General features: G+C 72.6%; 25 protein-coding genes. 12 read left to right on the top strand and 13 right to left on the bottom strand.

The genetic code is table 11. From position 1 onward, the window contains the following. Window positions 1–85: 85 nt before the first annotated feature. Window positions 86–799: a DUF4386 domain-containing protein gene (locus O4J56_RS13490; RefSeq protein ID WP_270686100.1), complete on the top strand. Its 714-nt coding sequence runs from the start codon at window positions 86–88 to the stop codon at window positions 797–799. Here the strand turns inward: O4J56_RS13490 and O4J56_RS13485 are convergent. The 4 genes from O4J56_RS13485 to O4J56_RS13470 all read right to left on the bottom strand — a co-directional run bounded on the left by O4J56_RS13485 (window position 751) and on the right by O4J56_RS13470 (window position 2,817). Then, complete coding sequence (locus tag O4J56_RS13485; protein WP_270686128.1) at window positions 751–1,002, bottom strand: helix-turn-helix transcriptional regulator; 252 nt, start codon at window positions 1,000–1,002, stop codon at window positions 751–753. The two genes, O4J56_RS13490 and O4J56_RS13485, sit on opposite strands and share 49 nt — an antisense overlap. 2 nt (window positions 1,003–1,004) lie before the next feature. Further along, window positions 1,005–1,418: a hypothetical protein gene (locus O4J56_RS13480; protein WP_270686099.1), complete on the bottom strand. Its 414-nt coding sequence runs from the start codon at window positions 1,416–1,418 to the stop codon at window positions 1,005–1,007. A gap of 119 nt (window positions 1,419–1,537) precedes the next feature. Next, the gene (locus O4J56_RS13475) at window positions 1,538–2,383 is read right to left on the bottom strand and encodes an SAM-dependent methyltransferase (RefSeq protein WP_408639115.1); all 846 of its coding nucleotides are present in this window, start codon (window positions 2,381–2,383) and stop codon (window positions 1,538–1,540) included. Window positions 2,384–2,589: 206 nt separating this feature from the next. Beyond that, on the bottom strand, window positions 2,590–2,817 hold the full coding sequence (locus tag O4J56_RS13470) for a hypothetical protein (protein ID WP_270686098.1): 228 nt from the start codon (window positions 2,815–2,817) through the stop codon (window positions 2,590–2,592). Between the two features lie 198 nt (window positions 2,818–3,015). Between O4J56_RS13470 and O4J56_RS13465 the strand changes: the two genes are divergently transcribed. From O4J56_RS13465 to O4J56_RS13455, 3 genes are all read left to right on the top strand, one after another. Beyond that, on the top strand, window positions 3,016–3,156 hold the full coding sequence (locus tag O4J56_RS13465) for a hypothetical protein (RefSeq protein WP_270686097.1): 141 nt from the start codon (window positions 3,016–3,018) through the stop codon (window positions 3,154–3,156). After that, on the top strand, window positions 3,153–4,328 hold the full coding sequence (locus tag O4J56_RS13460) for a methyltransferase domain-containing protein (protein ID WP_270686096.1): 1,176 nt from the start codon (window positions 3,153–3,155) through the stop codon (window positions 4,326–4,328). The genes O4J56_RS13465 and O4J56_RS13460 overlap by 4 nt, the downstream gene beginning before the upstream one ends. 104 nt (window positions 4,329–4,432) lie before the next feature. Next, a complete protein-coding gene (locus tag O4J56_RS13455; protein ID WP_270686095.1) occupies window positions 4,433–5,122 on the top strand; it encodes a maleylpyruvate isomerase N-terminal domain-containing protein in 690 nt (229 codons plus the stop codon). 90 nt (window positions 5,123–5,212) lie between these two features. On the opposite strand, the gene O4J56_RS13450 is transcribed toward O4J56_RS13455, so the two are convergent. The 6 genes from O4J56_RS13450 to O4J56_RS13425 form a co-directional block, all read right to left on the bottom strand. Further along, window positions 5,213–5,962 (bottom strand): hypothetical protein, encoded by a 750-nt coding sequence (locus O4J56_RS13450; RefSeq protein ID WP_270686094.1) that lies wholly within the window; start codon window positions 5,960–5,962, stop codon window positions 5,213–5,215. A gap of 177 nt (window positions 5,963–6,139) precedes the next feature. Continuing rightward, window positions 6,140–6,712, bottom strand: coding sequence for a DUF1062 domain-containing protein (locus O4J56_RS13445; protein WP_270686093.1), 573 nt, complete (start codon window positions 6,710–6,712; stop codon window positions 6,140–6,142). Window positions 6,713–7,024: 312 nt separating this feature from the next. Further along, window positions 7,025–8,596 (bottom strand): TROVE domain-containing protein, encoded by a 1,572-nt coding sequence (locus O4J56_RS13440; protein ID WP_270686092.1) that lies wholly within the window; start codon window positions 8,594–8,596, stop codon window positions 7,025–7,027. Window positions 8,597–8,945: 349 nt separating this feature from the next. Then, window positions 8,946–9,146: a DUF397 domain-containing protein gene (locus O4J56_RS13435; RefSeq protein WP_270686091.1), complete on the bottom strand. Its 201-nt coding sequence runs from the start codon at window positions 9,144–9,146 to the stop codon at window positions 8,946–8,948. Between the two features lie 41 nt (window positions 9,147–9,187). After that, complete coding sequence (locus O4J56_RS13430) at window positions 9,188–9,379, bottom strand: DUF397 domain-containing protein (RefSeq protein WP_270686090.1); 192 nt, start codon at window positions 9,377–9,379, stop codon at window positions 9,188–9,190. Between the two features lie 9 nt (window positions 9,380–9,388). Then, window positions 9,389–10,234 (bottom strand): helix-turn-helix domain-containing protein, encoded by an 846-nt coding sequence (locus tag O4J56_RS13425; RefSeq protein WP_270686089.1) that lies wholly within the window; start codon window positions 10,232–10,234, stop codon window positions 9,389–9,391. Window positions 10,235–10,472: 238 nt separating this feature from the next. Here O4J56_RS13425 and O4J56_RS13420 point away from each other — a divergent pair, with 238 nt between their 5' ends. Together O4J56_RS13420 and O4J56_RS13415 are read left to right on the top strand one after the other, a co-directional pair. Next, window positions 10,473–10,844, top strand: a complete 372-nt coding sequence (locus O4J56_RS13420; RefSeq protein ID WP_270686088.1) for a hypothetical protein — start codon at window positions 10,473–10,475, stop codon at window positions 10,842–10,844. Then, a complete protein-coding gene (locus O4J56_RS13415) occupies window positions 10,844–11,200 on the top strand; it encodes a hypothetical protein (protein WP_270686087.1) in 357 nt (118 codons plus the stop codon). The genes O4J56_RS13420 and O4J56_RS13415 overlap by 1 nt, the downstream gene beginning before the upstream one ends. 377 nt (window positions 11,201–11,577) lie before the next feature. Here the strand turns inward: O4J56_RS13415 and O4J56_RS13410 are convergent, their stop codons facing one another. The 3 genes from O4J56_RS13410 to O4J56_RS13400 all read right to left on the bottom strand — a co-directional run bounded on the left by O4J56_RS13410 (window position 11,578) and on the right by O4J56_RS13400 (window position 15,244). After that, window positions 11,578–12,645, bottom strand: coding sequence for a COX15/CtaA family protein (locus tag O4J56_RS13410; protein WP_270686086.1), 1,068 nt, complete (start codon window positions 12,643–12,645; stop codon window positions 11,578–11,580). 137 nt (window positions 12,646–12,782) lie between these two features. Beyond that, on the bottom strand, window positions 12,783–14,144 hold the full coding sequence (locus O4J56_RS13405; RefSeq protein ID WP_270686085.1) for a PrsW family intramembrane metalloprotease: 1,362 nt from the start codon (window positions 14,142–14,144) through the stop codon (window positions 12,783–12,785). A 140-nt stretch (window positions 14,145–14,284) separates the two neighbouring features. Further along, complete coding sequence (locus tag O4J56_RS13400; protein ID WP_270686126.1) at window positions 14,285–15,244, bottom strand: heme o synthase; 960 nt, start codon at window positions 15,242–15,244, stop codon at window positions 14,285–14,287. Between the two features lie 432 nt (window positions 15,245–15,676). Between O4J56_RS13400 and tkt the strand changes: the two genes are divergently transcribed. The 6 genes from tkt (at window position 15,677) to pgl (ending at window position 24,065) form a co-directional block, all read left to right on the top strand. Continuing rightward, a complete protein-coding gene (tkt, locus tag O4J56_RS13395) occupies window positions 15,677–17,770 on the top strand; it encodes a transketolase (RefSeq protein WP_270686084.1) in 2,094 nt (697 codons plus the stop codon). A gap of 77 nt (window positions 17,771–17,847) precedes the next feature. Further along, entirely contained in the window at window positions 17,848–18,954 is a 1,107-nt protein-coding gene (tal, locus tag O4J56_RS13390) for a transaldolase (RefSeq protein WP_270686083.1), read from the top strand. Window positions 18,955–19,044: 90 nt separating this feature from the next. Then, window positions 19,045–20,685, top strand: coding sequence for a glucose-6-phosphate isomerase (locus tag O4J56_RS13385; RefSeq protein ID WP_270686082.1), 1,641 nt, complete (start codon window positions 19,045–19,047; stop codon window positions 20,683–20,685). Window positions 20,686–20,738: 53 nt separating this feature from the next. Next, the gene (zwf, locus tag O4J56_RS13380) at window positions 20,739–22,268 is read left to right on the top strand and encodes a glucose-6-phosphate dehydrogenase (protein ID WP_270686125.1); all 1,530 of its coding nucleotides are present in this window, start codon (window positions 20,739–20,741) and stop codon (window positions 22,266–22,268) included. Window positions 22,269–22,305: 37 nt separating this feature from the next. Next, window positions 22,306–23,283 carry a glucose-6-phosphate dehydrogenase assembly protein OpcA gene (locus tag O4J56_RS13375; RefSeq protein ID WP_270686081.1) on the top strand — a complete coding sequence of 326 codons (978 nt, stop codon included), beginning with the start codon at window positions 22,306–22,308 and terminating at the stop codon, window positions 23,281–23,283. Beyond that, window positions 23,280–24,065 carry a 6-phosphogluconolactonase gene (pgl, locus tag O4J56_RS13370; protein ID WP_270686080.1) on the top strand — a complete coding sequence of 262 codons (786 nt, stop codon included), beginning with the start codon at window positions 23,280–23,282 and terminating at the stop codon, window positions 24,063–24,065. The genes O4J56_RS13375 and pgl overlap by 4 nt, the downstream gene beginning before the upstream one ends. Window positions 24,066–24,113: the final 48 nt, after the last annotated feature.

Genomic DNA, 24,113 nt, shown 5'->3' with positions numbered 1-24,113 from the left:
GCAGGGATGTAAAGAATCTTGGACATCATGTCAATGATGCTTTACATTGACGAGTATCCCCCGCCCCTGCCAGTGGAGGCATCCCATGTACGCACCTCCCGCTTCCGCGCGGACCCTGCGCGCACCGTCCCTCACCGCCGGCCTCGCCCTGCTCCTCATGGGCGTCCTCGGTGTCTTCGGCAGCGTCGTGGTCCTCCAAGGGCTCGTCGCGCCCGGCGACGCCGACCGCACCGCCGCCGGCATCGCCGCGTCGGAGCCCCTCTTCCGTGCGGGGGTGGCGGCCATGCTGGCCGTCGCCGTGCTCGACATCGTCGTGGCCGCCGCCCTGTACTCCCTGTTCGAGAGCGTGAACCGCGCCGTGGCGACCGCCGCGGCGTGGTTCCGGGTCGCCTACGCCGCCGTCCTCGCGGCCTCGACCGGCCATCTCGCCCTGGCACTGGACCACCTCGACGATCCCGAAAGGATGCTCGCCGCCACTGAGGCCTTCGACTCCGTCTGGGGTCTGGGCCTCGGCGTCTTCGGCGTCCACCTGCTCGTCCTCGGCTGGCTCGCCGTCAAGGCGGACTTCATCCACACGGCCTTCGGCGTGCTCCTGGCCGCGGCCGGCACCGGCTACCTCGCCGACGCTCTGGGGCCCATCCTGTTCAGCGGCTACGCCTTCCAGGCGGCGCTGTTCACCTTCGTCGGCGAGATCGCCCTCATCGTCTGGCTGCTCACCCGAGGGCCCCGCGTCGTCCTGCCCGCCCGGGCTCACGCACCGTCGGCGGAGGCAGCGTCAGGGGAGGCACTGTCGGGGTAGGCGAACACGTCGTCGATCCGCACGCCGAACACCCGCGCGATCTGGAAGGCCGTCTCCAGCGACGGCGAATACCGCCCCTGCTCGATCGCGATGACCGTCTGGCGGGTCACCTCGATGCGGTCCGCCAGCTCGGCCTGGGTCATCCGGCCGTTGGCGAACCGCAGGTCACGGATCCGGTTGGTCACCTTGGTGGGCTTGCCCATGGTCACAGCCCCCGACGGTAGAGCACGAGCTTGACCGCCGAGGACACCACCGCCGACGCCACATAGGCGAGGTACATGGCGTGGGCGGTCCAGAAGTACGCCGCCTCGGCCATCACCAGGGCGAACGGGACGATCATCGCCGCCCCCAGCACGATGAAGCCGACGCGCTCCCCTCTTCGGCCGATCTCGGCGTCCCGCTCGTCGCGGCGGTCCCGCCCCTTGCGGGGCGGCCGGACGAAGAACATGTTGGCGACGATCCCCGTGCCGACGGCGACCAGCAGCGGCACCTGGAACCCGCCCTCGGCCGGGGAGGCGGAGAGGCCGCCGAGCCCGGTCACGAGCACCAGGAGATAGCCGGCGGGGACGATGAGCGCGGTCGCGAGGTAGGCCCATGTGCGCCGCTCCTCAAAGGGCATGGCCGCCTCCCGATCGCCGTCACTCCCGGCCGGAGGCGCCACGAAAGCACGGAGCGGCAGGATTGTCAACTATTTTTGACATCATCGCGCCGAGCGGCCGGACCGGGCGTCCCTGTCCGTCAGGGCTTGCGGGCCAGGCCGCAGTACTGGGCCACCCGGTCCGACGGGCGGACGATGCCCTCAGGGCGCCAGTCGGTGCACGAGACCACGCCCGGCTCGAGCAGCTCCAGGCCCGCGAACATCGCCTCGATGTCGGCGGCGGAGCGCAGCAGCAGGGGCGTGGAGCCGCCCTCGTTCCAGATGCGGGCGCCCTTCTCGGCGTTCTCCCTGCGCACCTCGTTGGTGCTCAGGGCGAGCGCCAGCAGGCTCCCCGACGGCACCGCGTCCATGAAGGCGTCGATGATCTCCTTGGCCTGCCGGTTGTCCGGAACGAACTCCAGGACACCGAGGAACATCACCCCGACCGGGCGGTCCAGGTCCAGGGTGTTGCGCGCGGCGTCGAGCACAGTTCCAGGTTCGCGCAGGTCGGCGTGGACGTAGTCGGTGGCCCCCGACCCGTCGTCGCCCATGAGGGCGTTGGCGTGGGCCAGCACCACCGGGTCGTTGTCGACGTAGACCACGCGCGCGGACGGGTCGACGTCGCGGGCGACCTCGTGGGTGTTGCCGGGGCCGGGGATGCCCGTCCCGACGTCGAGGAACTGGCGCACGCCGTGCTCGGCGGCCATGCAGCGCACCGACCGCACGAGGAAGGCCCGGTCGGCGCGGGCGTTGGCCGCCATGTCCGGGATCGCTTCAAGGATCAGGTCGCCCGTCTCCCGGTCGGCCGCGAAGTTGTCCTTGCCGCCGAGCCAGTAGTTCCAGATGCGGGCCGGGTGCGCGACGGAGGTGTCGATCCCGGCGGGAAGGCCGGTCGGCGCCCCTTCGTCGCCGGGGGCGGGCTTCATCCACGCGGGGCCGTCGGTCATGGGGATCCGTTCCGGTCGGGGGCATCACGGCGGTCCCGGGAATCCTAGGGACTCACGACGCACGGCGAAGGGGACGTTCGGCCCTACGGGGCGACCGGCATCGGCCATGTGGGGCGCGGACCGCGCGGGGGACGGTCCGGCGGGTCGGAGGGCGGGACCGCGCGAAGGGGGACAGTGCCTGGCGGCGCGGTCGGCGTGGTCGGCGATCAGGCCCCGGCCACGTCCTCGGCGTGCCGGTCGAAGAGGTCTTCGGCGAGGTCGTGCGGGACGTCCAGGTGCACCCGGGTGCAGTTGCAGCATCTCAGGGTCACCGTCGGGGAGTACTCGTACCGCGAGGCCCCGCGCTGCCGGGGTACGAGGCTGCGCGTGCCGGACTTGATGACCCAGTGGCCGTTGCCGGCGTCCAGCTGGACCGAGTAGGGCTCGACGGACATGCCGCACCTCCGGAGGACGGGACCTTCGGTGAGGATCTGTGTTGGGGAAGACGAACGGCGGCCGGAGGGAGGTTGCCGCCCGGACACCGGGTTTTCCGGGTTTTCGCAGTCCACCGACCGCATACGGCCATGATCGTGACGCAGGGCGATCGCCGGGTTACCTTCGACCCGGCGGACGGCGCGAGCAGGAGGGGCCGCATGGGCAGGCACAGGGACGAGGACGCACCCCGGGACGGCGGCTCGGGCGGGAGCGCGGGAACGGACGGCGACCAGCCGAACGACCACGGTTCGGAGCGCTTCCCCGAGTCGGGCGCCGACGGACAGAAGCCCGAGCGGTGACCGGCGCCCCCGGCGCCGAACTGGCGCGTGAGCTCACCGCACGCGGCGTGATCACCGATCCGGCCTGGCACCGCGCGCTTCTCGCCGTCGGGCGGGGGCCGTTCGTCCCCGACACGGTGTGGGTCGGCTCCAAGGAGCACCCCGACTGGAACGTGCCCGTCACTCGGGAGGATCCGGACTACGCGCGCTGGGTCGACTCGGACTTCGCACTGGTCACCCAGGTCGACGACGGCGTTCCCGCGGGCGGGGAGGGATGGGGGCGGCTCCCGACCTCGAGCGTCTCCCAGCCGTCGCTCGTGGTGGCCATGCTCCAGGCGACCGGGGCCGAGGACGGCGACACCGTGCTGGAGATCGGCACCGGAACCGGCTGGAACACCGCCCTGCTGGCGGCCCGGCTCGGCGACGGGGCGGTCACCTCGGTCGAGGTCGACGACGGTATCGCGGCCCGCGCCCGTACGGCGCTGGAAGGTCAGGGGTTCAAACCGTTCCTGGTCACCGGTGACGGGGAGGCGGGGGTGCCGGAGCGCGCCCCGTTCGACCGGGTGCTGTCCACGGTGGCGGTCCACCGGGTGCCCCCGGCCTGGATCGGGCAGACCCGGCGGGGAGGAACGGTGGTGACACCGTGGTCGACCTGGTTCGCTCCCGGCTCCCTGCTCCGGTTGGAGGTGTGCGCCGACGGTACGGCGAGCGGGCGCTTCCTGGGGACGGCAGCCTTCATGATGATGCGCTCGCACCGCTCGGCCGACCCGGCGGGCGAATGGTCGCGGTTCGTCGACGAGGACGACCCGGCCGCGCGGCCCGGCAGCACGCGCACCAACCCCCGGTGGATCACCCACCGGGATGAGGGCTGGCGCCTGGTGGCCGGGCACCTGGTCCCCGGGGTCGACTTCGCGTCCTTCGAGGCCAAGGATTCCTCCGGTGAGGCGAGCGTGTTCGTCTACGACCGCGGCACCGCGAGCGGGTCGTGGGCACTGGGCGAGTACGAGCCGCACCGCTCCGAGTGGGAGACCGCTTCGTGCGGGCCGAGGGACCTGTGGGAGGAGATCGGGCGGGCCTGGGATGTGTGGCAGCGGGCAGGGGGCCCGGGCCGGGAACGGCTCGGGCTGACGGTCGCCCCTGACGGAGGCCAGACCCTGTGGGTGGACACGCCGGAGCGGGTGCTGGCGCCGTGACCGGTCTCCGGCCGCCCGGGATCGCGACCGGGAACCGGAGGACGCGCCGCTTCCCGTGCGGACCGAGGGCGCGGCCCTCCCCTCCTGCGCGGTACGGTCGTGCGGTGCCCAGATCGACCGGAGAATCCCCCGACCCCATCGGCCCTGTCACCGTCGGCCCCGTCACCGCCGACGACGTCGACCACGCCGTACAGCTGGCCCTGGCCGCCCTCCGCGAGGCCCCCGACGACGGGTGGGACGGCAAGGCCGGTGCGCTGGACTGGACCTGCTGGGAGACCTGCGAACACCTCGGCGACGACCTGTTCGCCTACGCCGTCCAGCTCGGCCCCAGGAACCCGCCGCTTGAGGGCGAGGTGCCGTTCATATGGGAGAGCCGCAGGCCCGGCGGCCCGCACAACGCCGTCCACGCCGACAGGGAGGCCGGTCCCGCGGGCCTGCTGCAGACCGTGGAGGCGAGCGGCGCGCTGCTGGTCGCCATGGTGCGCACGGCCTCTCCCCTGACCCGCGCCTACCATCCGTTCGGCATCTCGGACCCGGAGGGGTTCGCCGCGATGGGGGTCGTGGAGACCCTCGTGCACACGCACGACCTGGCACAAGGCTTCGGGCTGGAGTGGGATCCCCCGGCCGACCTGTGCGCGCGCGTGCTCGCGCGCCTGTTCCCCGACGCCCCGGCCCCCGGCGACGACGCGGAGTCCGGCCCCTGGGTCACGCTACTGTGGGCGACCGGGCGGGCCGACCTTCCGGGTCGTCCGCGCCCGACCAAGTGGCGGTGGGACGGCACTCCCCGGGGCTGAGGCGGTCGGTGGACGGGGCGTGGGCCCGGCCCCCCACGGCGTCCTCGACGTCCTCACAGCGGCTGGGCCCTACGGTCGACGATTGCCCGGTCAAGCGGTCGGCTGGGCCCCGGCGGGCAGCGTCGCACGCCGCGTGAACCAGTCGGCCCCCAGCCCGTCCCGCGCGGCGTCGACGTCCACGTGGGGAGCGTCGGGCTCATAGCCGGCGCCGTAGATCAGGTATTCGGCACCGCCGGTGCGGAGCAGGTCGAGAAAGAGCTCCCACGCGCGCTCCCCGTCACGGTCGGCGACACACGCCATGAGCTCACCGCCCAGCGCGAGGGCGCGCTCCTCCACCCGGAACGGGGAATCGCCGTCGAGGAGGTCCTGCTCCGGGACGAGGAGGCCTTCCGGGGTACCGAAGCCCCCCACGGTGACCAGGCCGTCGTCCTCGATCTCCGCGGGGTAGTCGGTGCGCGCCCAGGCCCCGTCCCACCAGTAGAGGAAGGACACCCCCATGTCGTCGCGCCTGTACCGGGCGAAGTGCGCGTCGAGCCACTCCCACGGCAGCCAGTCCGGCCCGCCGCCGAACAGGTCGACCTCCGCGTCGATCGTGTCCTCCAGGGGCTCGTAGCCCGTGAGGACGGCCCGGTCCCCCTCCACCCAGGTCAGCTGCCACCAGCAGCCTCCCAGGTTGACGTGGTGCATGCCCTCGGGCCCGAAGGAGAACTCGGACCATGGGCGGTCCGGCGCGATCCGGCGCGCGCCGTGCTCGATCACGCCGTGGGCCCAGAGCATCCCGGGAGCCGGGAGGTCCGACGGCCGGCCCGGATGATGGAAGTCGCGCTTGTCGTGGGGCATGGGGAGGCTCCTCCTCGGGCGCACCGTTCTCGGGCGCACGGCTGGGCGACGGTCGAACGCACGGTTGGACGCCCCGTTCCCGGTGCCCGTTCCTTCGGTCCCGGCCGGGATCTGCGGCCCATCGCCGTCGTCGGACGGAACGGTGGGCCGCAGACACCGCACTGTGCCTGGGAGCGCCTATTCCTTCGGCACCACGGTCGGCATCACGGTGAAGGCGAATCCGGTGGTCGTCGGGCGGCGCAGCGGGACATCGCTCTTGACCCGGCGCAGGACCTCACTCCTGCTGAGGCCGAGCCCTTGGGCGATGAGCCGTTCCGGGCGCAACGGCACCGGGTCCTCGAACTCCACCTCCACGTCGACCGGCCACGGCTCGTCGAGCCAGGGCGACGACACGTCCAGCCGCCAGGCCCCCGACCAGTCGAGCGTGAAGCGGTTGCGCCGGGCGAGCTGCGGATCGAGCAGCGTCGACGCCACCAGGTCCGGATCGCTGATGTGGTAGCCGTCCAGGTCGGCCGGATCGAGGGACCTGACCGGCGCGCGGTCGTGCACGGTGAGCTTGTGCGTCCGATCGCAGGATGTGCAGCGGACCAGCAGCCACACGTCCAGCAGCTTGCCGTTGGCGTTGACGCGGAACCTGCCGTCGCCGGTGGTGGCCGACTCCGACCGGCAGTCCGGGCACCGCATCGACAGCAGGGGCAGCCCGGTCCGGCGGACGCCCCAGGGCAGCACGATATTGAGGTGTGAAGACATAGAGCTCTCTAAGACCTGACACGAGGCCGATTACGCGCGGCCTCGAACGCTGCGTGACCGGGCGCGCGCGGGCAGCCCGGCGGAGCCGACGGCAGAGCGGCGTCGGCTTACAGGTGAGCGGTGAAAGGTGTCAGGTCTAAAGAGCAGGCGGGGTCAAGCGCTATGTCCTTCGTCCTCGGTGCGACAGGGCCGCAGGGAAGCTACGGGAGCCGGCACCCGAGGGGCAAGTGGTTTTCGCGCCCTTGGGCGGCCCGACGGGCCGGACGCCGGAGGGCCCAGCGATCTGCCGGGCCCTCCTTCAGCGGCGAGCGGCTAACGCGCCCACGGCCAGTCGGCGGACCGGCCCGCCTCGACCAGCGGGATCATGCGGAAGGCCGCATCCGACAGCCCGCCGAACGTGTGCCGGCCGGACTCGCCGCTCGGGCCGTGGCCGTACCGGTAGCCCGCGAGGTTCCAGGTGTAGACGGGGACCTGCGGCGGAACCGCCTTGAGGGGCTCCTGGCCCCTGTAGCCGCCCCACACCTGCTCGTCGGTGACGATGACGACCCTGTCGTGCCCGCCGAAGTGGTCGCGCACCGCCTGAGCGGTCTCGGTTCCGCCGCGCGCGCCCCAGAACCGTTCGACCACCTTCAGCATGGCGTCCCCGCGCCGGACGGGCACCGCCTCGCTGGTGTTGTCGAACTGGACGAGGTCGGCGTCGGCGCACCGCAGGGCCAGGGCCGCGCCGAAGATCTGCGCGGCCTGCGCCCGGGACAGGTCGGAACGCTTCGACAGGCGGACCCCCATCGAGTAGGACTGGTCGACCAGGACGAGCGTGCGCCCGTCCAGGCGCGGCACGTTCTCCAGGCAGTGCCCGAGCGCCTTCTCCAGGGCGTGCGCCCACCGAAGGGACGGGGCCGCGCGGTAGGCGGACAGGAACCGCATGGGCAGCTGGCGGGACCGCGCCACTTCGCCGGGGTCGGCGAGCTTGGCGGCGACGCGCTCGGCGACACCGTCCGAGACACCGGCCTCGTCGAAGTTGCGCAGGTTGCGGAGCAGGGCCATGTAGCCCATCGACGGGATGAGCGCCTCCCACAGGCGGGCCTTGTCGACCCGGTCCCCCGCCAGCGACAGCGCGTTCTCCCACGTCATACCGGCGCTGCGCAGCGCCTCGGGGTCGAGCAGCAGCTCCGGGTCGGCGTCGGCCCGGCTCCGCAGGGCGGCACTCCGGTTCAGGACGCCCAGCCCCTCGGGGATCGGGGCCTCGGCCTGGTGACGCCGGTCGATGGCGTGCTTGAACAGGTCGCCCTGCCAGGGCTTGTCGGCCGCCGGGGACGCGTGCACCAGCTCCAGCACGTCGGCGAAGCGGAACCCCTTGGAGGCGGTGTCGTACTTGAGCAGGGAGCGCTCGTTGTACAGCCGGGCGGCCGCATCGGCGATGCCGCGCTTGACGGGCTTGGGCACGGCGCGGCCGTAGCGGCCGGTCCAGTAGGCCAGGGCCTCGCCGGGCTCGTCGGCGCGCGCCATGGCGGCGTCGACCATCTGGCGGGAACGGCCGTGCTCCCCCGCCTCGACGCGCGCGCGGGCGCCTTCGAGGGCGGCCACGAGCGCGGCACTGCGCATGTTCGCCTCGGTGCGCAGCCAGCGCACGAAGCCGGCGAACCAGTCGGGGTCGTCGACCGCGGTGCTGTGCACGAGGGACCGGAAGCGCGCGTCACGCTCATCGGCGTCCTCGTAGAAGTCCTGCTCGCCGACCATGTTGGACACGGCCAGGAGGAACAGCTCGCTCTTGGCATCGCGGGCGTAGCCGGGGGCGCCCTCGTGGGTGAGGCCTGAGGGGACCTGCTCGGAGGCGATGGGGCCGCGCCCGACGGGGCGGGCTCCGGTCCCGTTGAACTTGGCCATGGAAAAGGCTCCTTCCACACCGGGAGGAGCCGTATTCAGAAGGAACGCCCGAGGTCAAAGGCGACAGCGGGCACAGAATTGCTCACCTATGAGAGCCGCACCGGACACGCCGATGCCAGGAATCGAACCCGAAGTAACCGCCGTCTGCGCACCGGGCGCCCCTTCTGAAGTTGGCCCCTCCCGAGATCAATGGCGGTGACGGCTTCACCCGCGGTGATGCTGCGGGCCTACGGGCACCTCAAGCCCGCGCGATTTCGCCAGAAGTACCCGTCACCTTCGCACCGGGAGGTGCCCTCAGAAGCTAACAGCGGCCCCATGCGCGGAGGAAGCGGTTTTTCCCGCAGACGGGTCAGAGCCCGCCGTCGCGCACGGCGTCGAGGAACACCGTCCACTCCCTGGAGGGGATCACGAAGTGCCCTTCGGCCACATGCTTGGAGTCCCGGACAGCAGCACCGGTCGGCAGGTCGGCGACCTCGACGCACTCCGAGGCCCCGGCGCTGTGGCTGGACTTACGAAACTTCAGGTCAGTGGATGAGCGCGTAGTCTGCACCGTGCCTCATTCGTTGATGATCCGCTTCAGCGGAGGGCCGGTCAGAGCCCGCCGTCGCGCACGGCGTCGAGGAACGCCGCCCACTCTCTAGACGGGATCACGAAGTGCCCTTCGGCCACATGCTTGGAGTCCCGGACGGCAGCACCGGTCGGCAGGTCGGCGACCTCGACGCAGTTGTCTCCGGAGCCGCTGTAGCTGCTCTTACGGAAGTCGAGTTCGGGGGTGGAGTGCATGTCGATCCTTCAGGTGTTGACAAGGGACTGGAGGAAGGCTGCGCTTTCCTCCGGTGTTTCAGCCACACCGCAGGTATGGCCGAAGATGCTGACGTACTGCTGGATCGCCTCCGGGTCCTCGACATAGAGGTCCTCGGTGGCCGTCTCGATGTACGCCAAGGGAAGGTCTTCGGGGGTCGGGAAATCCAGGATGACGAATGATCCGTCCATGGCGGCGTAGGCTCCGACCTCCTGACGGACCACCTGTATGTCGATGTTCGGCTTCCGGGCCATGTCGATGAGGTGCTGGAGCTGGCCTTGCATCACGTCCGCGCCGCCCACATTCTTGATCAGGGCCGCCTCATCGACCACCGCCCAGAGCCTAGGCGGGCTCGCCTGTTCGAGAATCTGCTGCCGCTGCATACGCGCGGCGACCTTGCGCTTGATCTCCTCGTCTCCGAGTACGCGCCCGCTGCGCAGGATGGCCGACGCGTACTCAGGGGTCTGCAACAGCCCTGGGACGAGAACGGACTCGTAGTTGCGGATCATCGAGGCGCCGACCTCGAAGTCGGCCAGTCCCCCGCGCAGGATGTCCTTGTAGTCGACCCACCATCCACGGGTGCGTGCCTCACGTGCCAACGACACGATCGCATCCTTCATCTCCCCGCTGAGTGCATACACCTCGGCGAGGTCCTGCATGTCCCTGATCGAGGGCCGCTTCCACTCGTTGCGCTCCATGCGCGAGAGCTTTCCGGAGGCCCACTCCAGGCGCCGGTTCACGTCCTCGATCTTCAGCCCGCGCTCTTCCCGCAGCCTCCGCAGTAGCGCGGAGAGCCGCCTCCTTCTGACGCTCGGGCTGTATCGGCTGTCGGCCACCCTGTGTCACCTCCTGGCGAGCCTGATCATAGGCCCTCACAACGAAAGCAGACATAACACTCAGATGTGAATCGCATCTTGATAATCACATCTTCGTTGTCGCATGATGAGAGTCACATAGGCTAGCCGCCCCATCCGGCGGCTCGACCCCTGGGGGATCCATGACCACTCCGACCTCGGGCGCTCCGCCCGGCGCGCCCTGCCCGCCCGTCCGCCACCGGCCGCCAGAGGTGCCGTGATGACCATCTCCTACTCTGCGCCGCGCCTCGAAGGCGACGACTACGCGACGTTCGTGGAACTCGCCCTCGCCCACCCGCGGTGGGGGATGGGCTACACCTACGATGGACGGCGCCTGATGTTCACAGCCGCGCACACGGCTCACGATGTCGGCCTGGCCTGCCACGACTTGGGCACCTTCGCCGACCTGATCGCGCGCTTCGACCGATGCGTGGCCAACACTCCACGCGAGCGGGTGCGTCCCTACCTCGTCGCCCGCGAGCGCGCGCACGCCGCCCGCGAGGCGCGAGACGTGGCCGCTCTGATGGACCTGTCCACCCGCCTCGGCCGGGCCGAGATCCACCACGTCCTCTCACAGGGGATGGGGCCGTGATGGGGTTCCTCCTCGGAGACGCGTTCCGCGACGACCGCTCCCCCGACGCCGTCGGCCCGCCGCCCGCAGCGACGCAGGGCCATCACCTGCACTGGCGTGAGGACCGCCACGGCGAGGTGGAGGTGCGCATCACCGACCCGGCTCCGGGCATGACGGCGCTGGCCTCCACCGACGACGAACTCGTCTTGACCTTGGCGCCAGGCGTCCACGTGGTCCTGCGGCGCGGCCGTCACGCCCGCGCCGACTTGCAGTACGCCTATCTTCAACGGCTCATCCACACCATCAACGCCGCACGGCGCCTGGTGAACCACCCCGACACGCTGCCTCCGCCAGGCATGGGCCACGCGGACCGGTGACCGCGACCGTACCTGCCGCCGCCCCGGGGAATCCGGGTCGGCGGCTCCCAGACCGCCCTTGAGGGGATGGGCGGTCACCCCGCCCGGGACGCAGCGCGACGCCTCCCGGGCGGGCTCAAGTGAATCCCGCCGCAAGGCCCCGCGCGGCGCGGAACCACCGCCGACTTCAGGGGGTGGGTGGGCCCGGGCGCCTTCAAGGAGCACAGGAGCGGGCGGTGGGGATGCCTACTGATCCCGAACGCGTCCGGCGCAGGCGGACGCGGCGTCCTACGGACGGTTTCCAGAGCGATGGCCCAGGCGCCCCGAGGGGCGCCTCTTCAGGGGCCGAGGCACGATCCTCGCCCGTGCACCCCCTCGGGGACGGACTCCAACCGGCTTCAGGCCTTCGCGGTGGCCTCGTCGAGTCGGGCGGTGTCCTGCTTCTGCGCTTCCCCATCGGGGGCCACGCGTTCGGCGGTGGCGAAGTACAGGCGCAGGATCGCGATCCACACCACCGCCGAGCCCAGGACGTGCAGAACCACCAGCCACTCGGGCAGGCCGGTGAAGTACTGGACGTATCCGATCGTTCCCTGGGCGGCGATCGCGGCGATCAGCAGAAGGCTCTGCCGCCGGGCGACGGAGGGGCCCTTACGGGTCATGACCGCCATGGCGACGGCGCCGAGGCTGGTCGCCCACGCCAGCAGCGAGTGAGTGCGGGCCACCATCACCATGTCGAAGCCCCAGCGCGGCGCGTCGATGTCGCCGCCGTGCGGACCGGTCCCGGTGACCACGGTCCCGGCGATCAAGAGCACGAATCCCAGCGGCACCAGCGCGGTGGCCAGGAGCCGGGCGGCGGGGCCGACGGTGGGCCGCAGGTCCCCCTGCGGCTCGCGGCAGCGCACGTAGAAGGCAATGGTGAGCACGACGACCACCATGGACAGCAGGAAGTGCGCGGCCACCGAGGCCGGGTGCAGTCCGCTCCACACGGTGATGCCGCCGACGACGGCCTGGCCCATGACCCCCAGCGGGATGGCGACGGCGAGCGCGGTCAGGTCCCGCCGGCGCGGGCGCATGCGCAGGACGGCCACCAGCACGATGACGCCGACCGCCAGCACCAGGAAGGTGAGCGTCCGGTTGCCGAACTCGATGGCGGCCTGCCAGGCGGTGTGCCCGGTGTCCACAGGGACGAAGCTGTCCTCGGTGCACCGCGGCCACTCCGAGCACCCCAGCCCGGAGGAGGTGACGCGCACGGTGGCGCCGGTGACGGCGATCCCGGCGTTGACGACGACGTTTCCCAGCGCCCACCACCGCAGGGTGCGCGTGGTGGGGTGCCAGATGGTGCGCGCGAGCAGCACGAGCGCGACCACCCCGGCGACGGCGAAGGCCACCTGCCACGCCCACAGGGGCAGGGAGAGGATCTCGATGTCATCGGCCGCCAGCGCCGCCGGACCAGGCTGAGGAAGCATACGACACAGCGTAGTACTGGACCGGCGCCACCTCGAACCAGGGCGCGGATCATCCCCGATTCACGGCGTCCGCCCTGGGCACGCCTCCTCCGCGAGGAGGACGCCCGCGCTGCCGGGGCGGCCGCCCGCCGCGGGGGTCAGCCCCGCGGCGGGTAGTTGCCCGGGGGCGGTCCCTGGGGTGGGAACGGGCCCTGGGGCGGACCCGGCGGCGGGGCCTGGGGCGGCTGGCCCGGGCGGTCGCTGAAGCCGCGCTTGGCCTGGGCCTGGGTGATCACGTGCTGGAAGTCCGCGCGCTTCAGGAAGCCCGAGTCGGTGGGGGACGGCGCCCACGCCGGGGCCGCCGGACGCGCCACCCGGCCCAGGAAGGCCTCCCGTGCGACGTGCATCAGCGCCAGGAACGAGTCGCGCCTCTTCTCCCACTCCGGCCGCGCCACGCCCCGGTCGAGCCGCTGGTGCAGCAGCGCCAGCTCCGTGGCGGCCAGCTGGTAGTCCTTCATCGCCTCCTTGCCGCGCCCGCCGGCGTTGCGCTGGGCCCACCCGCGTGCGGCCCGGCGCCCCTTGATGGTGCTGAGCATGCGGATATCGGCCGGGGTCACCAGCCCCGTGGGCACGTACTGCGGCAGGTAGTAGGAGATCGCCCCCACCTGGCGCCGCCGGTCCTGTACCGCGATGGCGATGATCGCCACCAGGACGATGAACAGGATCCCGTAGGCGGCCCCCACCACGGCCCAGCCGAACACGGTGGAGCCGTTCCACAGGGCGTGCAGCAGGACCGCGCCGACCCATCCGGCGACCGGGGCGAAGAACCGCCCGGCGCCGCGGTGCATGGCGGCGTAGGCCACGCCGATGCCGATCATCGCGGTGTACAGCGGGTGCCCGAACGGCCCGATGAGGCCGCGCAGCACGAAGGTGAACGCCAGCCCGAAGAAGCCCTGCTCGAAGTAGGACGTCAGGAAGTACAGGACGTTCTCGGTGAACGCGAAGCCCGTGGCCACCATCGCCGCGTAGGTGACGCCGTCGGTGTAGGAGTCGATCTCGTACCGGCGCCGCCACAGCAGCACCAGCAGGACCAGCCCCTTGGCGCTCTCCTCCACGATGGGGGCCACCGCGGTGGTGGTGATGACCTCGCCCAAGTCGGCGCCGAACAGCGGCACCGCCCACAGCTCCATCCCGGCGGTGTTGAGGATGAAGGAGACCCCCACCGCGACGCCGGCGCCCCACACGAACGCGAAGAGCATCATGGACCGCGGCTCGGGTTCGAGCCGGTCCAGCATGAGGATGAGCGGCACCAGGATGGCCACCGGGACGACGGCGGCCAGCAGGGCGATCAGGAACCCGGCCACCCCGGCCACGCCGCCGGTGGCCAGCCCGGCCAGCAGCAGGTACCCGAGCATGGCCAGGGTGCACAGCACGCTGACGAAGATGCCCACGAACAGGCCGATCGAGCGCCTGCCCGGGCGGCGGCCTTCCAGGATGGCTTTGGTGTCCAGACCCGACATGGTGCCCGATCGTAGCGGTTGCCGGGCCGTGGGGCCGAAGCCGCCGCGCATTCCGCGGCCCCGGGCGCCCTGGCGCTGATCTCGGGAAAGGCCGGGCGGGGCTCAGGGGCGGGCCGCGCCCCCGGCGCCGCCCCGGGCCGTCAGGCCAGCCAGCCCGCCAGCAGCGGGTCGATGGTCACCGCGGTGAACAGCAGCGCCAGGTAGGCGTTGGACAGGTGGAAGAACCCCATGGTCTTGAGCTGGGCGCCGGAGACCCCGGCCCGGGCCCGCGCCAGCAGGCGGTGCGCCTGCACCAGCAGCAGCCCGCCCAGGACCACCGCGACCGCCAGGTAGAACAGGGTGGTCCCGGCGACCGGCCACAGCAGCACCGAGGTGGCCACGGTGGCCCAGCTGTAGAGCACGCACTCCAGCAGCACCCGCCGGTCGGTGGCCACCACCGGCAGCATCGGCACCTGCGCGGCCGCGTAGTCCTCCCGGTAGCGCATGGCCAGCGCCCAGGTGTGCGGCGGGGTCCAGAAGAAGACGACGAGGAAGAGCACGAACGGCGCCCAGTCCAGGCGCTCGGTGATGGCGGCCCAGCCGATGAGCACCGGCATGCACCCCGCGATGCCGCCCCACACCACGTTCTGCGCGGTACGCCGCTTGAGCAGCAGCGTGTAGACGAAGATGTAGAACAGGATCGCGAACGCCGACAGCGCCGCCGACAGCCAGTTCACCGCCAGCGCGAACCCGGCGGTGGAGCCCAGCGCCAGCACGAGCCCGTAGACGAGCGTCCCGCGCGGGGTGACCTGGTGCATGGCCACCGGCCGGCGCCGGGTACGGCGCATCTCCTTGTCGATGTCCCGGTCGATGTAGCAGTTGAGCGCGTTGGCACTGGCCGCCGACATGGTCCCGAACACCAGGGTCGCCGCCGCGGTCCACAGCGGGGGCACCCCCTGGGCGGCCACGAACATGACCGGGATGGTGGTGATCAGCAGCAGTTCGATGACCCGGGGCTTGGACAGCGCGACGTAGGCCCGCACATAGGCGCCCACGGAGGCGCGGCGCCCCGGCCCGTCGCCGCTCTCGTCTCCGGTGGGGGACGACGGCGCGGGGGACATCCGCTCTACGGACAACGACACGCTGAACCTCGGAGGAAGATCGGGATGTTTCTGCTCGCCACGCCGGGGCCGGAACCGTTCTCCAGCACCCGCCAAGAGCCGGTAAAACCCCGTCGACGACTTACTGTAGTACTCCCCCGGGCGCGTGCTTGACCGGGGCGCCCCCTGCGGCGCGTCACCGCGCATTCCCGCCGTGGAGGGCGACGAGCGCCACGTGACCCGGCGCGTGTGGCGGCGCGCCCGCGCCCGGCCCGGGGCGATAGGCTCGTAGGCGGTCAAACCTGCCGTGACCGGCCCCGGGGCCACGCGGGGCGCGGTGGCGGAGGTCCGGCCGCATCCGGCATGCACAACCTCACATTCACCGCACCCGGGCTCCCCCAGTGCCGGGCGCCGGTCGAATGCGCGAACGCGCGAAAGGAGCCCTGAGCCCGCGTGAACATCGGCAGCTCGAATTCCCTTGAGTGGTCGGACCTCGACCGCCGCTCCGTCGATGTGGTCCGTGCGCTGGCCATGGACGCCGTCGAAGAGGCCGGCTCCGGGCACCCCGGCACCGCGATGAGTCTGGCCCCCGCGGCCTACCTTCTGTACCAGAAGGTGATGCGCCACGACCCGGCCCGTCCCGACTGGGTCGGGCGGGACCGCTTCGTGCTCTCCGCCGGCCACTCCAGCCTGACCCAGTACATCCAGCTCTACCTGGCCGGGTTCGGCCTGGAGCTGGACGACCTCAAGCGGCTGCGCCAGTGGGGCAGCCTCACCCCCGGCCACCCGGAGTACGGGCACACCGCCGGCGTCGAGACCACCACCGGCCCGCTGGGCCAGGGCATCGGCAACGCCGTGGGCATGGCGATGGCCGCCCGCCGCGAGCGCGGCCTGTTCGACCCCGAGGCCCCGAAGGGCGAGAGCCCGTTCGACCACTTCGTGTACGCCATCTGCTCCGACGGCGACGTCGAGGAGGGCGTCAGCCACGAGGCCAGCGCGCTCGCGGGCGTCCAGGAGCTCGGCAACCTGGTGCTGATCTGGGACGACAACCGGATCTCCATCGAGGACGACACCCGCATCGCCTTCTCCGAGGACGTCGCCGCGCGCTACGAGGCCTACGGCTGGCACGTCCAGACCGTCGACTGGATCGCCGGCGGCTCCTACCACGAGGACGTGGAGGCGCTGTACGCGGCGATCCAGGCCGCGCGCGCCGAGACCGGCAAGCCGTCGTTCATCCGCCTGCGCACCATCATCGGCTGGCCCTCGCCCAACAAGCAGAACACCGGGGCGATCCACGGCGCCGCCATGGGCGCCGAGGAGGTCGCCGCCACCAAGCAGGTGCTGGGCCTGGACCCCGACGCGCGCTTCGATGTGCCACAGGAGGTCCTCGACCACACCCGTGCGGCCCTGGAGCGCGGCCGCGAGGCCCGCGCCGCCTGGCAGAAGGGCTTCGAGGCCTGGCAGGCCGGGGCGGGCGAGCGCGCCGAGCTCTTCGAGCGCCTGGAGGCGGGCAAGCTCCCCGAGGGCTGGGAGAAGGCCCTGCCGGTGTTCGACGCCGACGCCAAGGGCATCGCCACCCGCAAGGCCAGCGGCGAGGTGCTCAGCGCCATCGCCCCTGAGCTGCCCGAGCTGTGGGGCGGGTCGGCCGACCTGGCCGGGTCGAACAACACGACCCCCAAGGGCCAGCCGTCCTTCCTTCCGGAGAAGGCCGCCAGCGAGATGTTCCCCGGCAACGAGTACGGCCGGGTGCTGCACTTCGGCGTGCGCGAGCACGGGATGGGCTCGGTCCTCAACGGCATCGCGCTGCACGGCCCCACCCGCCCCTACGGCGGCACGTTCCTCGTCTTCAGCGACTACATGCGCCCGGCGGTGCGCCTGGCGGCGCTGATGAAGCTGCCGGTGGCCTACGTGTGGACGCACGACTCCATCGGCCTGGGCGAGGACGGCCCCACGCACCAGCCGGTCGAGCACCTGTGGTCGCTGCGCGCCATCCCCGGGCTGGACGTGATCCGCCCCGGCGACGCCAACGAGACCGCGGTCGCCTGGCGCACCGTGCTGGAGAACGGCGACCGCCCCTCTGCGCTCGCCCTGACCCGGCAGAACGTCCCCACCCTGGACCGCTCGGAGTTCGGCTCGGCCGAGGGCACGGCCAAGGGCGGCTACGTGCTGGCGGAGGCCTCCGGCGGTGCGCCGCGGGCCATCCTGATCGCCACCGGCAGCGAGGTCGCCATCGCCCTGCAGGCCCGTGAGCGGCTGGAGGCCGCCGGGACGCCGACCCGCGTGGTGTCCATGCCGTGCGTGGAGTGGTTCCGCGAGCAGGACGCCGCCTACAAGGAGAGCGTGCTGCCGGCGTCGGTGCGCGCGCGGGTCTCGGTGGAGGCCGGGATCGCCATGGGGTGGCGCGAGTTCACCGGCGACGCGGGCGAGTCCGTGAGCCTGGAGCACTTCGGCGCCTCGGCGCCCTACGGCGAGCTCTACGAGCACTTCGGCCTGACCGCCGACGCCGTGGTCGCCGCCGCCGAGAAGAGTGTCGCCAACGCCTCCTAGCCCGGAGGGAACGCCACCGGCCCGGCGCGTGTTGTGCGCGTCGGGCACCCAGAAGTCTTCGAGGAGTACGAGAAGCGATGACGAACCCGCTCACTGAGCTCTCCGGGCAGGGCGTCGCGGTCTGGCTGGACGACATCAGCCGCGACCGCCTGCGCACCGGCAACCTGCAGGACCTGGTCGAGACCCGCAGCGTCGTGGGGGTCACCTCCAACCCGACCATCTTCGAGAAGGCGCTCGGCGAGGGCGACGCCTACGACGCCCAGCTGCGCGACCTGGCCGCCCGCGGCGTCTCGGTCGACGAGGCGGTGCGCGCGCTGACCGGCTACGACATCCGGTGGGCCGCCGACGTGCTGCGCCCGCTCTATGAGCGCAGCAACGGCGTGGGCGGCCGGGTGTCGCTGGAGGTCGACCCGCGCCTGGCGCACGACACCGAGCGCACCGTCGCCGAGGCCCGCGCCCTGTGGTGGCTGGTCGACCGGCCCAACCTGATGATCAAGATCCCGGCGACGCTGGAGGGCCTGCCCGCCATCACGCAGGCGATCTCCGAGGGCATCAGCGTCAACGTCACGCTGATCTTCTCGCTGGAGCGCTACCGCGCCGTCATGCAGGCCTTCCAGGACGGCCTGGCCCGGGCGCGGGAGAACGGCCTGGACCTGACCAAGATCCACTCGGTGGCGTCGTTCTTCGTCAGCCGCGTGGACAGCGAGGTCGACAAGCGCCTGGACGCCATCGGCACGCCCGAGGCCAAGGAGTTCAAGGGCAGGGCCGCGATCGCCAACGCGCGCCTGGCCTACGAGGCCTACGAGGAGTTCTTCGCCAACGAGGCCTGGCGCGTGCTGGAGTCGGCCGGGGCGCGCCGCCAGCGGCCGCTGTGGGCCTCCACTGGCGTGAAGGACCCGGCCTACCCGGACACCCGCTACGTCGACGAGCTGGTCGCCCCCGACACGGTCAACACCATGCCGGAGGCCACCCTGGAGGCCGTCGCCGACCACGGGCGGATCACCGGCGACACGGTGCGCGGGGAGTACGCCTCCGCGCGCGCGGACATGGACGCCATCGAGGCGGCCGGGGTCGACTTCGCGGACGTGCTGCGCCTGCTGGAGGACGACGGCGTCGCCAAGTTCGAGAAGTCCTGGGAGCAGTTGCTGGACCGGGTGCGGTCCGCCCTCGGCGGATCCGCGTGAGTACGGGGCCGGGGCGCGGGAGCGCCCCGGCCCTTCTTCTCTCCTCTCGGACATGGGACACCTGGAACACACGGGAATGAGGTCGTCGAGTTGAGCACGCAACCCCGAGTCGAGGAGGCCGCGAGCGCCGGGCTGAGTGTGCGCGTCACCGGCGCCGCCGCAGAAGCCGCCGCCGAGGCCGTCAAGGTTCTGGCCGCGGACGGCGTGCCTTCGGCGCTGGCCGCCAAGGACAGCACCCTGTGGGGTCCGGACGCGCGGGACGAGGCGTCCATCCGGCTCGGCTGGCTGGACCTGCCGCGCACCTCCCGGGAGCTGCTGCCCGAGCTGGCCGAGCACGCCCGCGCGCTGCGCGCCGCCGGGGTGGACCGGGTGGTGCTGGCCGGGATGGGCGGCTCGTCGCTGGCCCCCGAGGTCATCGCCGCCACCCGCGGGGCCGAGCTGACCACCCTGGACACCACCGACCCGGCGCAGGTGCGGGCGGCCCTGGACGACCGGCTGCACCGCACCGCCGCCGTGGTCTCCTCCAAGAGCGGCGGCACCGTGGAGACCGACAGCCACCGCCGCGCCCTGGAGCAGGCCTTCACCGAGGCGGGCATCGACCCGGCCGAGCGGATCACCGTGGTCACCGACCCCGGGTCGCCGCTGGCCGCGCTGGCCGCCGAGCGCGGCTACCGCACCTACCTGGCCGACCCGGAGGTGGGCGGCCGCTACAGCGCCCTGTCGGCGTTCGGCCTGGTGCCCGCGGCGCTGGCCGGGGTCGACGTGGAGGCGCTGCTGGACGAGGCCGAGGCGCTCGCGCCCTCGCTCAAGGTCGACACGGGCAACCCGGCGCTGCTGCTGGGCGCCGCCATGGGCGCGGCCGGGCGGGACAAGCTGGTGCTGGCCGGGTCCACCCCGGTGGGGCTGGGCGACTGGATCGAGCAGCTGGTGGCCGAGTCCACCGGCAAGCAGGGCACCGGGCTGCTGCCGGTCGTCGCCGAGGGCACCAACGCCCCCGGGTTCGCCGACGCGCCCGACGCGCTGCCCACGTCGTTCTCCGAGGCGGGGCCCTCCCCCGACGGCGGGGCGCTGGTGCGGGTCACCGGCCCGCTGGGGGCGCAGTTCCTGGCCTGGGAGTACGCCACCGCCGTCGCCGGGCGCCTGCTGGGCATCGACCCGTTCGACCAGCCCAACGTGCAGGAGTCCAAGGACAACACCAAGGCGCTGCTGGACGGCGCGGGCGAGGGCCCGCTGCCGCAGGCCGACCCGCTGTTCACCGACGGGGCGGTGGAGGTGCGCGCCTCCCGGGCGCTGCGCCTGGACGGGGAGAGCGGCCTGGAGGGCGCGCTGCGCGCGCTGCTGGAGGCGGTGCCCGAGCGCGGCTACCTGGCGGTCATGGCCTACCTGGACCGGGTCGCCGACGCCCCGGCGGCGGGGCTGCGGGCCGAGCTGGCGGACGCCTCCGGGCGCCAGACCACCTTCGGGTGGGGGCCGCGGTTCCTGCACTCCACCGGGCAGTACCACAAGGGCGGGCCCGCCGCGGGCGCGTTCCTGCAGATCACCGGGGAGAACCCGGAGGACCTGCCGGTGCCCGGCCGCCCCTACTCCTTCGGACGGCTCCAGCTCGCCCAGGCGCTGGGCGACTTCGGAGCCCTGGACACGCGCGGGCGCCCCGCCGTGCGCCTGCACCTGCTCGACCGCGCGGCCGGCCTGGCGCAGATCCGCCGGGCGCTGGCCCGGGTGCGCGCCTGACGGCCCGAGAACACGGCCCGACCACAGGGGAGTTCAACGTGAAAGAGCCGGTGATGCCGGGGGCGACCCCGAACCCGCTGCGCAGCGAGCTGGACCGGCGCCTGCCCAGGATCGCCGGGCCCAGCGTGCTCGTGCTCTTCGGGGTCACGGGCGACCTGGCCCGCAAGAAGCTGCTGCCGGCCATCTACGACCTGGCCAACCGGGGGCTGCTGCCGCCCGGCTTCGGACTGGTGGGCTTCGCCCGCCGGGAGTGGGAGCACCAGGACTTCGCGAAGGAGGCCTACGAGGCGGTGCGCGAGCACGCCCGGACCCCCTTCCGCGAGGACGTGTGGCGCCAGCTCAGCGAGGGCGTCCGGTTCGTCCAGGGCGAGCTGCACGACGACGAGGCCTTCGACCGGCTCGCCGACACGGTGCGCGAGCTGGACGCCGACCGCGGGACCGGCGGCAACTACGCCTTCTACCTTTCGCTGCCGCCCAAGCTGTTCCCGACCGTGGTCAAGCAGCTCAGGCGGTCCGGGCTGGCCGACCAGCGGGAGGACGCCTGGCGGCGGGTGATCATCGAGAAGCCGTTCGGGCACGACCTGGAGAGCGCCAAAGAGCTCAACGCGGTCGTGGACGACGTCTTCCCGCCGCAGTCGGTCTTCCGCATCGACCACTACCTGGGCAAGGAGACCGTCCAGAACATCATGGCGCTGCGGTTCGCCAACACGCTCTTCGAGCCGATGTGGAACCGCGACCTGGTGGACCACGTGCAGATCACCATGGCCGAGGACATCGGGGTGGGCGGCCGGGCCGGGTACTACGACGGCATCGGCGCGGCCCGCGACGTCATCCAGAACCACCTGCTGCAGCTGCTGGCGCTGGTGGCCATGGAGGAGCCGGTGTCGTTCTCGGCCGACGCCATCCGCACCGAGAAGGAGAAGGTGCTCTCGGCGGTGCGGCTGCCCGACGACCTGGCCTCGGGGACCGCCCGCGGCCAGTACGCGTCCGGGTGGCAGGGCGGCGACGAGGTCTGCGGGTACCTGGAGGAGAAGGGCATCCCCGACGACTCCGTCACCGAGACCTACGCGGCGCTGCGCCTGGAGGTCAACACCCGCCGGTGGGCGGGGGTGCCGTTCTACCTGCGCACCGGCAAGCGGCTGGGGCGCCGGGTCACCGAGGTGGCGCTGGTGTTCCGCCGCACGCCCAACCAGGTGTTCAGCCAGGTCGACACCGAGGACATGGGGCAGAACGCGCTGGTGCTGCGCATCCAGCCGGACGAGGGCGTCACCATGCGCTTCGGGTCCAAGGTGCCCGGGGCGGCCATGGAGGTGCGCGACGTGACCATGGACTTCACCTACGGCCAGTCGTTCACCGAGGCCAGCCCGGAGGCCTACGAGCGGCTCATCCTGGACGTGCTCATCGGCGACCCGCCGCTGTTCCCGCGCCAGCAGGAGGTCGAGCTGTCGTGGGAGATCCTGGACCCGGTGGAGGAGTACTGGGCCAAGGAGGGGCGGCCCGAGCCCTACGAGTCGGGGACGTGGGGGCCGGAGTCGGCCGACGCCATGCTCGCCCGGGAGGGGCGCCAGTGGCGGCGCCCGTGACGGCGCCGGGGGCGCCCCCGAGGACGGAGGACCACCGATGACGATGTACCTTCCGCGCACCGACACCTCGCAGATCACCGAGGCGCTGGCCCAGGAGCGGCACAGCATCGGCGGCGGGGCCATGAACATGGTGCTGACGCTGGTGATCGTGACCGACGAGGCCGACCACTACGACGCGGTGCGGGCCGCCACCGAGGCCGGACGCGAGCACCCCTCGCGCATCATCGCGGTGATCCGGCGCGACCCGGACGCCGAGCCGGCCATCGACGCCGAGATCCGCCGCCCCGGCACCTCGGGGCCGGGCGAGGCGCTGCTGCTGCGGCTGTACGGGCCGCTGGGCGAGCACGCCGACTCGGTCATCACCCCGCTGCTGGTGCCGGACGCACCGGTGGTGGCCTGGTGGCCGGGGGCGGGCCCGGCCGAGCCGGCCGCCGACCCCGTGGGGCGGCTGGCGCACCGGCGCATCACCGACGCGCTGCGGGCGCCGGACCCGATGGCCGACCTGCTCGGGCGGATCGGCAACTACCGGCCCGGCGACACCGACCTGACCTGGACCCGGCTCACCCCGTGGCGGTCGATGCTGGCCAGCACCATGGACCACCCGTCGGGGTGGGTGACCGCGGCCGAGGTGACCGCCGAGGACCACTACCCCAGCGCCGACCTGCTGGCGGCCTGGCTCGCCCACCAGCTGGACGTGGAGGTGACGCGGACCGTGTCCAACGGGCCGGGCATCACCGGCACCCGGCTGGTGACCGAGGGCGGGGACATCGCCCTGCGCCGCCAGGACGGGCGGGTGGCCACCCTGTCCCGGCCGGGGCAGCCCGACCAGACCGTGGCCCTGGCCCGGCGGCGCGCCTCCGAGGCCCTGGCCGAGGAGCTGCGGCGGCTGGACCCGGACCTGATGTACGAGAGGACCGCGACATTCCTGAAGGACATGACCGAGCGGGGCGAGGCGCCGGGGCAGCGCGCGGCGCGGACGGCGGAGGCGGCGCCGTCGGCGGAGGGGGCGCAGTGAGCACACCGTCCGTCCTGGTCCACCCGGACGCCGGGCTGCTGGCCAAGGCGGCCGCGGCGCGGGTGGTGACCCGCCTGGTGGACGCCCAGGCCGCGACCGGGTCGGCGTCGATCGTGCTGACCGGCGGCGGCATCGGCATCGCCGTGCTGTCCGAGCTGGCCCAGGCCCCGGCGCGCGACGCCGTGGACTGGTCGGCGGTGGACGTGTGGTGGGGCGATGAGCGGTTCCTGCCCACCGGCGACCCCGAGCGCAACGAGACCCAGGCGCGCGAGGCGCTGCTGGACCACGTGGGCGTGGACCCCGCGCGGGTGCACCCGATGCCGGCCCCGGACGGCCCGGACGGCGCGGTGCCCGAGCCGGGTGCCGAGCGCTACGCCGAGGCGCTGCGCGCGGCGTCCCGCCCGGAGGACCACTCCGACGTCCCGGCGTTCGACGTGTGCCTGCTGGGCATCGGCCCGGACACCCATGTCGCGTCGCTGTTCCCCGAGCAGCCCGCGCTGTACGAGGAGGAGCGCACGGTGGTTGCCGTGCACGGCGCACCGAAGCCGCCTCCGACGCGGGTGTCGCTGACCTTCCCCGCCATCCGCGCGGCGAAGGAGGTGTGGGTGCTGGCGTCCGGCGAGGGCAAGGCCGAGGCGGTGCGCCTGGCCCTGTCCCCCGAGGCCGGAGAGGTACAGGTCCCGGCGGCAGGCGCCCGGGGCCGTTCGAGGACGCTGTTCCTGCTGGACAGGGCGGCGGCAGCGAAGCTCCCCGAGGGCATCAGCGGCCAGGGCTTGCTGTAGGGCCCCGGCGCACCGTCCCGTCACGGCGGCCCAATGCCAGCGAAGTAG

The organism is Nocardiopsis endophytica (assembly GCF_027706725.1).
Taxonomy (GTDB): Bacteria; Actinomycetota; Actinomycetes; order Streptosporangiales; family Streptosporangiaceae; genus Nocardiopsis_A; species Nocardiopsis_A endophytica.
Note: the sequence above shows the minus strand (reverse complement) of the source record. Positions and strands in the feature narration are given on the sequence as shown.